The 12,338-nt window shown below is 60.7% G+C and carries 12 protein-coding genes; 7 read left to right on the forward strand and 5 right to left on the reverse strand.

The genetic code is table 11. The annotated features are described in order from the left end of the window. Positions 1-4: 4 nt before the first annotated feature. Positions 5-193, forward strand: coding sequence for a hypothetical protein (locus BMZ46_RS24960; RefSeq protein ID WP_039766970.1), 189 nt, complete (start codon positions 5-7; stop codon positions 191-193). A 59-nt stretch (positions 194-252) separates the two neighbouring features. Here the strand turns inward: BMZ46_RS24960 and BMZ46_RS24965 are convergent, their stop codons facing one another. Then, complete coding sequence (locus tag BMZ46_RS24965) at positions 253-492, reverse strand: hypothetical protein (protein ID WP_007950501.1); 240 nt, start codon at positions 490-492, stop codon at positions 253-255. Positions 493-669: 177 nt separating this feature from the next. Between BMZ46_RS24965 and BMZ46_RS24970 the strand changes: the two genes are divergently transcribed. After that, positions 670-1,005, forward strand: coding sequence for a hypothetical protein (locus BMZ46_RS24970; protein ID WP_039766968.1), 336 nt, complete (start codon positions 670-672; stop codon positions 1,003-1,005). Positions 1,006-1,069: 64 nt separating this feature from the next. Here BMZ46_RS24970 and BMZ46_RS24975 read toward each other — a convergent pair whose 3' ends face one another. Further along, complete coding sequence (locus tag BMZ46_RS24975) at positions 1,070-1,618, reverse strand: RrF2 family transcriptional regulator (RefSeq protein ID WP_074688679.1); 549 nt, start codon at positions 1,616-1,618, stop codon at positions 1,070-1,072. A 336-nt stretch (positions 1,619-1,954) separates the two neighbouring features. Here BMZ46_RS24975 and BMZ46_RS24980 point away from each other — a divergent pair, with 336 nt between their 5' ends. Next, the gene (locus BMZ46_RS24980) at positions 1,955-3,160 is read left to right on the forward strand and encodes an NAD(P)/FAD-dependent oxidoreductase (protein ID WP_074688677.1); all 1,206 of its coding nucleotides are present in this window, start codon (positions 1,955-1,957) and stop codon (positions 3,158-3,160) included. Positions 3,161-3,215: 55 nt separating this feature from the next. Here BMZ46_RS24980 and BMZ46_RS24985 read toward each other — a convergent pair whose 3' ends face one another. After that, complete coding sequence (locus BMZ46_RS24985; RefSeq protein ID WP_074688675.1) at positions 3,216-3,494, reverse strand: Rho-binding antiterminator; 279 nt, start codon at positions 3,492-3,494, stop codon at positions 3,216-3,218. Positions 3,495-3,735: 241 nt separating this feature from the next. Between BMZ46_RS24985 and BMZ46_RS24990 the strand changes: the two genes are divergently transcribed. After that, positions 3,736-4,341: a DUF6338 family protein gene (locus BMZ46_RS24990; RefSeq protein ID WP_039766964.1), complete on the forward strand. Its 606-nt coding sequence runs from the start codon at positions 3,736-3,738 to the stop codon at positions 4,339-4,341. 142 nt (positions 4,342-4,483) lie between these two features. Here the strand turns inward: BMZ46_RS24990 and BMZ46_RS24995 are convergent, their stop codons facing one another. Continuing rightward, positions 4,484-5,383, reverse strand: a complete 900-nt coding sequence (locus tag BMZ46_RS24995; protein WP_039766962.1) for a LysR family transcriptional regulator — start codon at positions 5,381-5,383, stop codon at positions 4,484-4,486. A 121-nt stretch (positions 5,384-5,504) separates the two neighbouring features. On the opposite strand from BMZ46_RS24995, the gene BMZ46_RS25000 reads away from it, so the two are divergent. After that, entirely contained in the window at positions 5,505-6,872 is a 1,368-nt protein-coding gene (locus BMZ46_RS25000) for an MFS transporter (RefSeq protein ID WP_074688672.1), read from the forward strand. A 24-nt stretch (positions 6,873-6,896) separates the two neighbouring features. Beyond that, a complete protein-coding gene (locus BMZ46_RS25005) occupies positions 6,897-8,171 on the forward strand; it encodes a glucarate dehydratase family protein (RefSeq protein ID WP_074688670.1) in 1,275 nt (424 codons plus the stop codon). Between the two features lie 42 nt (positions 8,172-8,213). Here BMZ46_RS25005 and BMZ46_RS25010 read toward each other — a convergent pair whose 3' ends face one another. Continuing rightward, positions 8,214-9,098: a LysR substrate-binding domain-containing protein gene (locus BMZ46_RS25010; RefSeq protein WP_011334658.1), complete on the reverse strand. Its 885-nt coding sequence runs from the start codon at positions 9,096-9,098 to the stop codon at positions 8,214-8,216. 159 nt (positions 9,099-9,257) lie between these two features. On the opposite strand from BMZ46_RS25010, the gene BMZ46_RS25015 reads away from it, so the two are divergent. Then, positions 9,258-12,287, forward strand: a complete 3,030-nt coding sequence (locus BMZ46_RS25015) for a D-2-hydroxyglutarate dehydrogenase YdiJ (protein WP_074689292.1) — start codon at positions 9,258-9,260, stop codon at positions 12,285-12,287. Positions 12,288-12,338 lie beyond the last annotated feature (51 nt).

Below are 12,338 nucleotides of genomic sequence, written 5' to 3' on the forward strand. Positions count from 1 at the left end.
GCCTATGAGCATGGCGATGCTGAACAAAATGCACATGAATGGCTACGACGTACTCAGCGTGAACAACGGCCCGTGGCGGGTCTGCACGCAGGGTGACCGGCTCGCTTCGTTTGCCAGTCGCGAAGAAGCGCTGGCCTACGCCGCCGCACTGCCGGGGTACAAAAGCCGTGTACGCGGTCGCAAGACAGGCTGAAGGCCTGTGGAGAAAAAGCCCCGGATGTCCGGGGCTTTTTGTTGTGGACCGGGTGGGTTTCAGTGGACTTTGGTTCGGCTGATGGCGCGGGCTTTCACTTCCCGGGCATACAGCTGCAGGCGCTCTTCATCGCTTTGCAGCACCTCGCAGGATCGCAGTACCGCCTGGGCGTCCGCCTCGTTGCCCGACTGGCGCAATTGCTCGGCAATGCGCTTGAGGTCCACCGCCGACCATCTCAAGTCCGATGCCACGCTTTGCAGGTCACGTTGAAGTTCGTGTTCGTATTCATTGAGCCGCATGATCACCTCCGGAACATTCTCGGTAAAACAGAGTAGCCGCATTTTTTGGGAGTGGGGCAAGGTCATCTGTCGGTGAGCTGATTGGTCCGGTTTTCGAGGAGTACAGGCAGAGCGCTACGATGGATGTCCGAACAGTTACAGGTTACATTCGCGTTTTTTTCAGATGAAGGAATCACCATGCGGATGTTGATCGGGGGCATGCTGTTGGTAGCATTGGCCGGTTGTTCGTTGCCTGCGTCACTGGTGCCGGGCGAGCCGAATGTCAGCAAGACCAGCAACAAGACTCCCAAGGACTACGCCGCGTGTGTATTGCCGTTGTGGCAGCAGGACGTTGCCAAGACGTCCCAGACAGCGATTTCCAATGGCTACCGGATCACCGCGCCGAGCATCGTCACCGCTGACGAGATTCTCGATGTGGTCAAGTACAAGGACGGCAGCCGCGTTTCCCTGTATCAGGGGCCGCCGTGGGCGAAGTCCGGATCGTTGCGCAAAGCGGTGCGCGACTGCCTGTGAGGTCGAAATAAAAAAAGCAGAAACCGGAGATCGGTTTCTGCTTTTTTTTGCCTGCTGATCGAGCTCAGTCCGAGATGTCGGTGAGCGGAATGCCGGCGCCGCCGGTCTTCTTTTCCCGGCGATCCTGCATCCAGTCTTCCACCTGACTGTTGAACCCCGCCGGTGCCTTGCGCCCGACCTTTCTGGCGATGTCGAGGATGGTCTGCTGGGCGAGGGCTTCTTCCATGCGCTTTTGCGCGGTCATCATCGCGGCGTGAATCGAGCAGGTGCCGTCCAGCGCCCAGTCCGGCGGCGAGCCATCGAACAGCGCGCAGCGTCCGCGAATGTCCCGGCATTCGAAAATGTTCTTGGGACCATCGATGGCATTGACGATGTCGAGCAGGGTGATTTCTTCCGCCGGACGCGCCAGGGTGAAGCCGCCGCGCACGCCACCGGTGGATTCCACCAGCTTGCCTTTGGCCAGTTTGGTGAAGATCTTCGCCAGGTAATCCAGCGGCACCCCTTGCAGCTCTGCCAGGTCACGCACGCTGGCTTCACGACTGTCACCGCCGCTGCCCACCAGAAAGGCCAGGCAGTGAATGCCGTACTCGACCCCCGCACTGTAAAGCGACATAACTATCTCCGACTGTATTTGTCGCCGATGTTATCAGGGTTGTTCGTGGCAAACAAATCGAGAGCGCCTTGAGTGTTTGGCTATTAGGATCCCGGATTTCTTGATTTCAGCTGAATCAACGAGTCGAAGAGGGTGGCTCCGTTCAATCTGAGCTATCGAAGTTTTCGATGCTAATCATCACAAAATCTGACTTGTCGGATATAACGGCGACCAATACAGTCGCCGTTATCCGGTGAGCAGCCTTCCGCGTTCTTGAAAAATACAGACGTGTCCGCTCCCGATGATGTGAATCCTTCCACCTCATTCAGTGACTTGGCTTCGTGCCTGGAGAGAACAATGAAACAGCACATTCTGGTAATCGGCGCAGGTTTCGGTGGCATGTGGACGGCATTGAGCGCCACGCGTCTGGTCGACATTCACAATCGGGACAACATCGACGTAACCGTGTTGGCGCCGCAAGCCGAGCTGCGCGTTCGCCCACGTTTCTACGAGCCGAATGCCCACACACTGGCCGCGCCACTGGGCGATCTGTTCGACGCGGTTGGCGTCAATTTCATCAAGGGCGCCGCGAACACCATCGACGTACAGGCGAAAACCGTGGGCTACACCGACGCAGCCGGTGCGCAACAGGTGTTCAGCTACGACAAACTGGTGCTGGCCTCCGGCAGCGGCCTGGCCCTGCCGGACACCCCGGGTGTGGCGCAATATGCGTTTGACGTCGACCAGATCGAAGCTGCGATCCGCCTGGAAAACCATCTGGATTCCCTGATCGGCCAGCCTGAAAGCCAGGCGCGCAACACCGTGGTCGTCGCCGGCGGTGGTTTCACCGGTATCGAAACCGCCACTGAAATGCCGGCGCGTCTGCGGGCCGTGCTGGGCGACGATGCCAATATTCAAGTGATCATCGTTGATCGCGGGCAAAAAGTCGGCGCGTCCATGGGCGAAGCGATCAGCGTGTCGATTGCTGAAGCTAGCGAAGAGCTGGGCGTGGAATGGCGACTGGGTGTGTCGGTGGTGTCCGTCGATGAAAACGGCGTGACCTTGTCGGACGGCCAGCGTATCGAGGCAAAAACCGTGGTCTGGACCACCGGTGTACGTGCCAGCTCCCTGACCGAGCAGATTCCTGCCGAGCGTGATCGTCAGGGCCGTCTGCACGTTGATGCCAACCTGAAAGTCATCGGCCAGGACGACATCTTCGCCACCGGCGACGTGGCTTACGCGGCCACCGACGATGTCGGCAACTTCGCCCTGATGACCTGCCAGCACGCGATTTCCCTTGGTCGTCACGCCGGCAACAACGTCGCAGCGCAGATCCTCGGGGTCGACCCAACGCCGTACAGCCAGCCGAAATACGTGACCTGCCTCGACCTCGGCGCCTGGGGCGCGGTGTACACCGAAGGCTGGGATCGTCAGGTGAAACTGGTCAAGGAGGAGGGCAAGTCGCTCAAGACCCAGATCAACACCCAGTGGATCTACCCGCCGGCGGCTGACCGCGCGAGCGCGCTGGCGGCTGCGGATCCGATGATTCCCGTGGTCGCGTAAAACGACGTGTCGCAGACAATCCCGCCCGGTTGACGCTGGGCGGGATTTTTTTCGTTCAGATTCCGCAGACCTCTCCGGTAAGTACCACCCGACCGAACTCGGCGTTGGTCTCCTGAGGTGTGATGGCGAGCAACTGGTCGAGGCGAATTTCCTGTTGCGCGCCCTGTTGTTCGATCACCAGAAATTCTTCTTTGTCACTGCTGGTTCGCGTGGTCACGGCCCGGGCCATCAGACGCTGACCGTCGACCAGCTCGATGTCCAGCTGATAGCCGCGCAGGCAGGCGATTTCCAAGTAGTCGTGCAGATCACAGTTCAACGGCTGATAACGGGTCATGGCGTTACTCCTCGAAACCTTGCGCGATGATGAAACGATCCGGCTCGTGCATCAACCTTCATGCGGCGGTGTTGATGGCGGCAGGGAACGGCGCGGATCAGATTCTGCGGGAAGTGTAATGCGCGGTGACAGTTGATTGCGGGCTTTTTTCCCGCGAGCACTAGGCTTTGAATGCCGGACCATTACAGGCCGGGATTGCTGTTTTGGGAGGAGTGTTTCTTGATTCAAGGAGCGACCGATCATGGATGATCTGGTGAAGGAAGTGATTCCGCTTTTGCAATACCTGGTCCCGGGGTTTGTTTCGACCTGGATTTTCTACACGCTGACGGCCTTCAAGCGACCGGATACGTTCGGCCAGATTGTGCAGGCGCTGATTTTCACGTTTGTGATTCACGGGATGGTGCTGGGGATTGGGGCGGTTTGTGTGTGGGTGGGGGAGGAGGGGTTTTCCATAGGAAAGTGGGATGCGAAGGCTGAAGCGTCGTGGGCATTTTTTGCGTCGCTGGTACTCGGGTTGTTGGCCTGTTGCCTGTCAGCGAATGGCAAGTTACATGGTTGGTTGCGCAGCAGAAACGTCACGAAACAATCTTCCTACCCCAGTCAATGGTTCAGCGCATTTGCGAAATATGATCGCGTTATCACCCTGCATTTGGATGATGAAAGGCGCGTCCTGGGCTGGCCGGTGGACTGGCCACCCGAGTCAACCAGCGGGCAGTTTGTGATGCAATATCCCTGCTGGATCAACGAGGATGGAACGGAGGTGCCTATTAGTGCGGAATTTTTGCTGATAGATTCCACGAGGGTTAAATGGGTTGAATTCAGCCCTGTATCAGAGGGTTCATCATGACCGCCAGAGCATCACAACCAATACCGCCACATATAAAGCGTCTTTTTGTAGGGCCGGACGGAAAGCGGCTGGAGAAACCATTGATCGAGGCATCAAAGGCACCTCCACCGCCGAAATACCCTCCATATCCGCAAGCCCATTCCTAACCCCATCCATCCTTCACCGCCCGGCGAATGCCCTCCAGCAACATCGCAAACGCCGGGTTGTCGTTGTTCTCCCGCCAGATCAGATGCAGCTCGCTCTGCACCCCTTCGCCCAGATCGATCTCGCGAAACACCACATTCCTGAACACCACGCTGGTCGCGCAACGCGGCACCAGCGCCAGGCCCATGCCCGCATTGACCAGCGCCAGAATCGTCAGCGAAGACCCCAGCCATTGCACGTAATCCGGGGCGACCCGGGCCGAGCGCAGCATGCCGGTGAGCAATTCGTTGAACGGCGGATAGGCCGCGTGGGAATACATCAGGAACGGCTGCCCATCCAGATCCTTCACTGAAACCTCGTCGGCCTCGGCCAGTCGATGGCCGCTCGGCACCGCCAGCACAAACGGCTCACGCACCAGGCATTCGGTGGCGTAACCAGGCTCCAGCAACGGCGCGCGGACGATCCCCAGGTCGATGCGTCGGGCGCGCAAGGCCTCGTGTTGCTGATAGGTGTTCATTTCGGTCAGGTCGATCTTCACCTGCGGCTGCTTGAGGCGCGCCTCGGCGATCACCTTGGGCAGAAATTCATACACCGCGCTGCCGACAAAACTGATGTTCACCGAGCCGATATCACCCTCGGCAAAACGTCGGGCGGTGACGGCGGCCTGTTGTGCGCGTTCGAGCAGATTCTGCGCCTCGATGAAAAACGCCCGGCCGGCAGCGGTGAGCGCCACGCTGCGTGTGCTGCGGGTGAACAGGTCGACGCCCAGGTGATGTTCCAGTAACTGGATCTGCCGGCTCAGTGGCGGCTGGGTCATGTTCAACCGCTCGGCGGCGCGGCGGAAGTTGAGTTCGGTGGCGACAGTGGTGAAGCAGCGCAGTTGGGTCAATTCGAACATTGATCTAATCCAGGTATCAATCGAATGCCAAGTTAGATTAGACGGGATCAATCACCCCGTCCATGATCGCTCTACGCCTGAACAGGCCATCCCTACAAAAACAAAGATCGGGAGTCGCCCCTTGAATACCCTCCAGAGTCCGCCGGACATCACGGTACTCGCCCGCGCCGCCGCCAAGGTCAAGCGCCATGTGCTGCCGCTGTTCGTGGTGATGTTCATCGTCAACTACATCGACCGGGTCAACATCGGCTTCGTGCGCAGTCATCTGGAAACCGATCTGGGTATCGGCGTCGCTGCCTATGGCCTTGGCGCCGGTCTGTTTTTCATCGGTTACGCCTTGTTTGAAGTGCCGTCCAACATGCTTCTTCAACGCTATGGCGCCCGCGCCTGGCTGACGCGGATCATGTTCACCTGGGGCGCAGCGGCGATGGCCATGGCGTTCGTCAAAGGCGAAACCAGTTTCTACGTGCTGCGCTTCATTCTGGGCGCTGCCGAGGCCGGGTTCTTCCCGGGGATCATTTATTACTTCACCCAATGGCTGCCGGCCTCTGAGCGCGGCAAGACCATGGCGGTGTTTCTCAGCGGCTCGGCAATCGCTTCGGTAATTTCCGGTCCGGTGTCCGGAGCGCTGTTGCATATCAGCGGTCTGGGCCTGCACGGCTGGCAGTGGATGTTCCTGATCGAAGGTGCCGCGTCGGTAGTGCTCTGCGGGTTTGTCTGGTTCTGGCTGCAATCCCATCCGCGTCAGGCCAAGTGGCTGAGCGAGGAGGAGCGTGAAGCGCTGGTGACGGCAATCGCTGAAGAGCAGCGCGCCCGCGAAGCGACTCACGTCGCCAGACCTTCGATGTTCAAACTGCTGGCGGACCGGCAGATTGCGCTGTTCTGTTTCATCTACTTCTCCATCGCCCTGACCATCTACGGCGCCACTTTCTGGCTGCCGAGCATGATCAAGAAAATGGGCAGCCTCGGCGACTTCCAGGTCGGGCTGCTCAACTCGGTGCCGTGGATCATTTCCATCATCGCGATGTACGGCTTTGCGGCGCTGGCGGGCAAGTGGAAATTCCAGCAGGCGTGGGTCGCGCTGACCCTGGTGATCGCCGCGTTCGGCATGTTCATGTCCACCACCGGCGGGCCGATTTTCGCCTTCGTCGCGATCTGTTTTGCGGCCATCGGCTTCAAGGCGGCTTCGGCGCTGTTCTGGCCGATTCCGCAAAGCTATCTGGATGCGCGCATCGCGGCGGCGGTGATCGCGCTGATCAACTCCATCGGCAACCTCGGCGGCTTCGTTGCGCCGACCGCGTTCGGTTTTCTGGAACAGACCACCGGCTCTATCGAGGGCGGTCTGTATGGCCTGGCCGCGACTTCGCTGGTAGCGGCAGTAGTGATCTTCTTCGCCCGCATGGCGCCAGGCGCCAAAGGCAAAACCCCGGCAAAGCCTGAACCCGAAACTGCCGTTGTGCCGACGGCCAACCCGGTGGCGAGCCACTGATTCCGACTCAACAGGAGCGTCATTTTGAAAATCACTCGCGTAACCGTCACTCCGATCGCTTTCCGTGATCCGCCGCTGCTCAACGCCAGTGGCATCCATGAACCGTTCGCCCTGCGCTCGATCATCGAGATCGAGAGTGACAACGGCTACATCGGCCTCGGCGAAAGCTATGGCGATGCCCCGGCGTTGGCGATCCAGCAACAGTTGCAGTCGCAGTTGATCGGTCTCGATCCGTTCAACCTCAATCAGCTGCGTCGGATCGTTCAGGCGACGGTCGCTGCCAACAAACCGGCCACTCTGGCGGGGGCTGAACTCGCCCCCGGTTCTCACGCCAGCAAGGCCGTCAGCAACGCGTATTCGGCGTTCGAAGTGGCGTTTCTCGACTTGCAGGCCCGTTACCTGAATGTGCCGCTGGTGGATCTGCTGGGCGGTGCGGTGCGCGACGAAGTGCCGTTCAGTGCCTACCTGTTTTTCAAGTATGCGCAGCACGTCGATTCACCGTACAAACCGGACAACTGGGGCGAGGCGCTGAACGAGCAGCAAATCGTCGCCCAGGCGGCGCGGATGATCGAGGCGTACGGTTTCAAGAGCATCAAGCTCAAGGCCGGCACGTTGCCGCCGGAGCACGAAGTGGCGTGCATCAAAGCGCTGAAAAAGGCCTTTCCCGGTTATCCGCTGCGCATCGATCCCAACGGCAACTGGTCGCTGGAAACCTCGATCCGCATGGCCGAGTTGCTGGGTGATGATCTGCAGTATTACGAGGATCCGACCCCGGGTCTCGACGGTATGGCCGAGCTGCACAAACGCACCGGGCTGCCGCTGGCGACCAACATGGTGGTCACTGACTTCGACGAGTTCCGCCGCAGCGTGGCGCAGAACAGCGTGCAGATTGTTCTCGCCGATCACCATTACTGGGGCGGCCTGCGTGACACCCAGACCCTGGCGAAAATGTGCGACACCTTCGGCCTCGGCGTGTCGATGCATTCCAACTCACACCTGGGCATCAGCCTTATGGCCATGGCGCACGTGGCGGCCGCCGTGCCAAATCTGGACTACGCCTGCGACACCCATTATCCGTGGCAGGAGCCGGATGAAGAGGTGATCAAGGGCGGCAAACTGCCGATCGTCGATGGCTGCGTGACGATCACGCGTGCGCCGGGCCTGGGGTTGGAACTGGATCACGATCAACTGGGCAAGCTGCATGACCAGTACCTGACCTGCGGCATTCGCCAGCGCGATGATGTGCGGCAGATGCAACGCTATAAACCTGACTGGAAAGCGCTGAAGCCGCGATTCTGATCGAGCAAAACCAGAGGGCGCCAAACGGCGCCCTCGATTGTTTCAAAGCGTGCGCATTAACCAGTCGCGAAACGCCTTCAGCGACGCCAGCGACTCATTGCGCGCCGGGTACACCAGGTAATAGCTGCGCCGGCTGCTGATCGGTTCACCCAGTTGCAATAGCTCGCCGTTGTGCAATTCATCTTCCACCAGAATCCTCGGCACCAGCCCGATCCCGATATTGGCGCGCACGGCCTGGATCAAGTGCGAGGTCATCTCGAAACTTGGGCCAATGCGCATGCTGCGATGGGGCAGGGCATGATGGCTGAACCACTCGGACCAGGCCTGAGCGTTGCTACTGACATTGAGCAGCAGTTGCCCGGCGATGTCCTTGTCGGCCGCACGGCGTTCGGCATCGGACAGCTGCGCACTGGCGATCACCACCAGTTCTTCGGTGTGCAGGCGGTGAGCGGTCAGCCCCGGCCAGTCACCGCCACCGACGCAAATCGCCGCGTCGATTTCGCTGGTGTCGAAGTCAATCGTCTCGATGCGTGAATGCAGGTGAACGGTCATGCCAGGGTGCGCGGTGTAGAAATCCTTCAAGCGCGGCAGCAGCCATTTCGAGCCGAAGGTCGGCAGGGTCGCCAGGCGCAAACTGTGGATGCCAGAGCCAAACGCCATGGCCTGCAAGGTCGCACTTCGGATCTGGCCGAGGGCTTCGGACAGTTCGCGCTGATACATGCGCCCGACGTCGGTGAGAATCACCCGCCGGCCTTCACGGCTGAACAGGCGCATGCCGAGCATCTTTTCCAGAATCTGCACCTGCCGGCTGACCGCGCTTTGGGTCAGCGACAGTTCGTGGGCGGCGCGGGTGTAGCTTTCATGGCGTGCGGCGGCTTCAAATGCCAGCAGCAACGACATCGAGGGAGTGAGGGTTCGCGGATTCATTCGTTTTAGTCATGGATTGCGGGTCGATTTTACGGTTGTCCCGGCGTCGCTCTGCAATGAACATAAGGCCTATGAGATGGCGGGAGCGTGACGCAATCATTCATTGCGCACAACTGTTCACCGCCACACGGCCCGTTTTTGACCGAGATTGCACTTCCGATGATTGCTCAGCTGTCGCCTTCCACCCCGTTGAACACTGACTACCAACAGTTTCTCAAAGCCCTTGAAACCAGCGGCTTTCGTGGCGAAATCAGTGCCGACTACGCCAGCCGCGTGGTGCTGGCCACCGACAACTCGATCTATCAGCGCTTGCCGCAAGCGGCGGTATTCCCGCGTGACGCCGACGACGTGGCGCTGCTGGCCCGTCTGATCGCCGAACCGGCTTACCAGAAAGTGGTGATCACCCCTCGCGGTGGCGGCACCGGCACCAACGGCCAGTCGTTGACCGACGGCATAGTCGTCGACCTGTCGCGGCACATGAACCGCATTCTCGAAATCAACGTTGAACAGCGTTGGGTAAGGGTGCAGGCCGGCGTAGTGAAGGATCAACTCAACGCCGCCCTGAAATCCGCCGGGCTGTTTTTCGCCCCGGAACTGTCGACCTCCAACCGCGCTACGGTCGGCGGCATGATCAACACCGACGCCAGCGGCCAGGGCAGTTGCACCTACGGCAAGACCCGCGACCACGTGCTGGAACTGCACATGGTCCTGCGCGGTGGCGAGCGCTTGCACGGTCGCCCGCTGGAAGAAAGCGAGCTGACAGCGGAATGCGCCCGCGAGGGCCGGGCCGGCGAGGTGTATCGCTGTGCGCGGCAGATCATCGATGAGCAGGGCGAGCTGATCCGGGAAACCTTCCCCGATCTCAACCGCTGCCTGACTGGCTACGACCTGGCGCACCTGCGCGAGGCCGACAACCGTTTCAACCTCAACAGCGTGCTGTGCGGCGCCGAGGGTTCGCTGGGGTTTGTGGTCGAGGCCAAACTCAACGTATTGCCGATCCCCAAGCACACGATGCTGGTGAACATTCGCTACGCCGGCTTCATGGATGCCTTGCGCGATGCCCGGGCGCTGATGGCGCTCAAGCCGCTGTCGATTGAAACAGTGGACTCCAAAGTGCTGTTGCTGGCGATGCAGGACATCGTCTGGCACGGCGTCGCCGAGTACTTTCCGGAAAGCGCCGAGCGGCCGACGCTGGGGATCAACCTGGTGGAATTCTGCGGCGACGATCCCGAGGAGCTGCAACGCCGGGTCGAAGCCTTCGTCCAGCACTTGGGCAACGACGCCACGGTCGAGCGCCTGGGCCACACGCTGGCCGTCGGGCATGCGGCGGTGAATCGCGTCTACGGCATGCGCAAACGCGCGGTGGGTTTGCTCGGCAACGTCGCCGGTGAAGCGCGGCCGCAGCCGTTCGTCGAAGACACCGCCGTGCCGCCGCAGCACCTGGCCGAGTACATCGCCGAGTTGCGCGACCTGCTCGACAGCCACCAATTGCAGTACGGCATGTTTGGTCACGTCGATGCCGGCGTGCTGCACGTCCGGCCGATTCTCGACATGAAAGACCCACAGCAAGCCGCATTGGTGCGTCCCGTTTCGGACGGCGTCGCCGCGCTGACCCAGCGTTACGGCGGCCTGCTGTGGGGCGAACACGGCAAGGGCCTGCGTTCGGAATATGCGCCGGCGTTCTTCGGTGAGTTGTACCCGGCGTTGCAAGCCTTGAAGGCGGCGTTCGATCCATTCAACCAGTTCAATCCCGGCAAGATCGCTACGCCGGACATTCCCGGCGCGGCGTTGCTGAGGATCGACGAAGTGACCCTGCGCGGCGAACTCGACCGGCAGATCAACGAGAAAGTCTGGCAGGACTACGGCGCGGCCATGCATTGCAACGGCAACGGCGCCTGCTACAACTTCGATCCCGACGACGCCATGTGCCCATCGTGGAAAGCCACCCGCCAGCGTGCGCAATCGCCCAAGGGCCGCGCCTCGCTGATTCGCGAATGGCTGCGGTTGCAGGGCGAGGCGGGGGTCGACGTGTTGGCCGATGCCAGTCGCCGTCCGCCGTTTTTCAGCACGTTGCTGCAGCGCTGGCGTAACAGCCGTGCGCAGGAACAGGACTTCTCCCACGAGGTGTACGACGCCATGGCCGGGTGCCTGGCGTGCAAGTCCTGCGCGGGGCAGTGCCCGGTGAAGGTCAACGTGCCGGACTTCCGTTCGCGGTTCCTTGAGCTGTATCACACCCGCTATCTGCGGCCGGCGCGGGATTATCTGATTGCTTCACTGGAGTACACGATTCCGTACATGGCGCGGATTCCGTTTCTCTATAACGGCTTGATGGGCGCCTCGTTCAGCCGGCGCTTGATCGAACGTCTTGGCGGCATGGTCGATGTGCCGTTGCTCAGCCGTTTCGATTTCCACGCGGCTATGCGTCGCTGGCAGGTTCAGCCGGCATCGGTCGAGGCGTTGTCGGCGCTGTCTGCATCCCAGCGCGAACGCAGCGTGGTGCTGGTGCAGGACGCCTTCACCCGGTATTTCGAGGCGCCGTTGCTGGCGGATCTGATCGAGCTGATTTCGCGTCTCGGCTATCAGGTCTACCTGGCACCGTTCAGTGCCAACGGCAAGCCGCTGCATGTGCAGGGCTTCCTCTCGGCGTTCAATCGCGCGGCGTTGCGCAATGCCGGGCAATTGCGCGCGCTGGCCGAGATCGGTGTGCCGTTGGTAGGGCTCGACCCGGCCATGACCCTGGTCTATCGCCAGGAATATCTGAAAGTCCCGGGCATGGAGAAATGCCCGGAGGTGGCGCTGGTGCAGGAGTGGCTGCTCAAGATCATGCCGGAGCAAGTCGGAAAGCGCCGCGACGAAACCTTCCGCCTGCTGGCGCACTGCACCGAAAAAACCAACGCTCCGGCCGCCACTCGGCAATGGGAGCAGGTGTTCGAGCGTGTCGGTCTGAAGCTGGCGACCCAGGCCACTGGTTGCTGCGGCATGTCCGGCACTTACGGGCACGAAGCGCGTAATCGCGAGACCTCGGCGGTGATCTACGAGCAATCCTGGGCGAAGCAGATCGAGGCGCCGTTGGAGAAGGGCGAAGCACTGGCCACCGGCTATTCCTGCCGCAGTCAGGTCAAGCGCCAGGCCGATCGACAGTTGCGCCATCCGTTGCAGGTCGTGCTGGAAACCCTGCGCACCGCGTGATCGCTGTTTGAGAACCGCTAGCGATTAGATCGGTTTTTCATGTTATAAGGT

This window comes from Pseudomonas sp. NFIX49 (assembly GCF_900115915.1).
In the GTDB taxonomy this organism is placed as follows: domain Bacteria; phylum Pseudomonadota; class Gammaproteobacteria; order Pseudomonadales; family Pseudomonadaceae; genus Aquipseudomonas; species Aquipseudomonas pharyngis.

What these genes read in the sequence shown, in the direction of transcription:
- BMZ46_RS24960 (WP_039766970.1), top strand. Translation starts at nt 5, where the DNA reads ATGAGCATGGCGATGCTGAACAAAATGCACATGAATGGCTACGACGTA.
- BMZ46_RS24965 (WP_007950501.1), bottom strand. Translation starts at nt 492, where the DNA reads ATGCGGCTCAATGAATACGAACACGAACTTCAACGTGACCTGCAAAGC.
- BMZ46_RS24970 (WP_039766968.1), top strand. Translation starts at nt 670, where the DNA reads ATGCGGATGTTGATCGGGGGCATGCTGTTGGTAGCATTGGCCGGTTGT.
- BMZ46_RS24975 (WP_074688679.1), bottom strand. Translation starts at nt 1,618, where the DNA reads ATGTCGCTTTACAGTGCGGGGGTCGAGTACGGCATTCACTGCCTGGCC.
- BMZ46_RS24980 (WP_074688677.1), top strand. Translation starts at nt 1,955, where the DNA reads ATGAAACAGCACATTCTGGTAATCGGCGCAGGTTTCGGTGGCATGTGG.
- BMZ46_RS24985 (WP_074688675.1), bottom strand. Translation starts at nt 3,494, where the DNA reads ATGACCCGTTATCAGCCGTTGAACTGTGATCTGCACGACTACTTGGAA.
- BMZ46_RS24990 (WP_039766964.1), top strand. Translation starts at nt 3,736, where the DNA reads ATGGATGATCTGGTGAAGGAAGTGATTCCGCTTTTGCAATACCTGGTC.
- BMZ46_RS24995 (WP_039766962.1), bottom strand. Translation starts at nt 5,383, where the DNA reads ATGTTCGAATTGACCCAACTGCGCTGCTTCACCACTGTCGCCACCGAA.
- BMZ46_RS25010 (WP_011334658.1), bottom strand. Translation starts at nt 9,098, where the DNA reads ATGAATCCGCGAACCCTCACTCCCTCGATGTCGTTGCTGCTGGCATTT.
- BMZ46_RS25015 (WP_074689292.1), top strand. Translation starts at nt 9,258, where the DNA reads ATGATTGCTCAGCTGTCGCCTTCCACCCCGTTGAACACTGACTACCAA.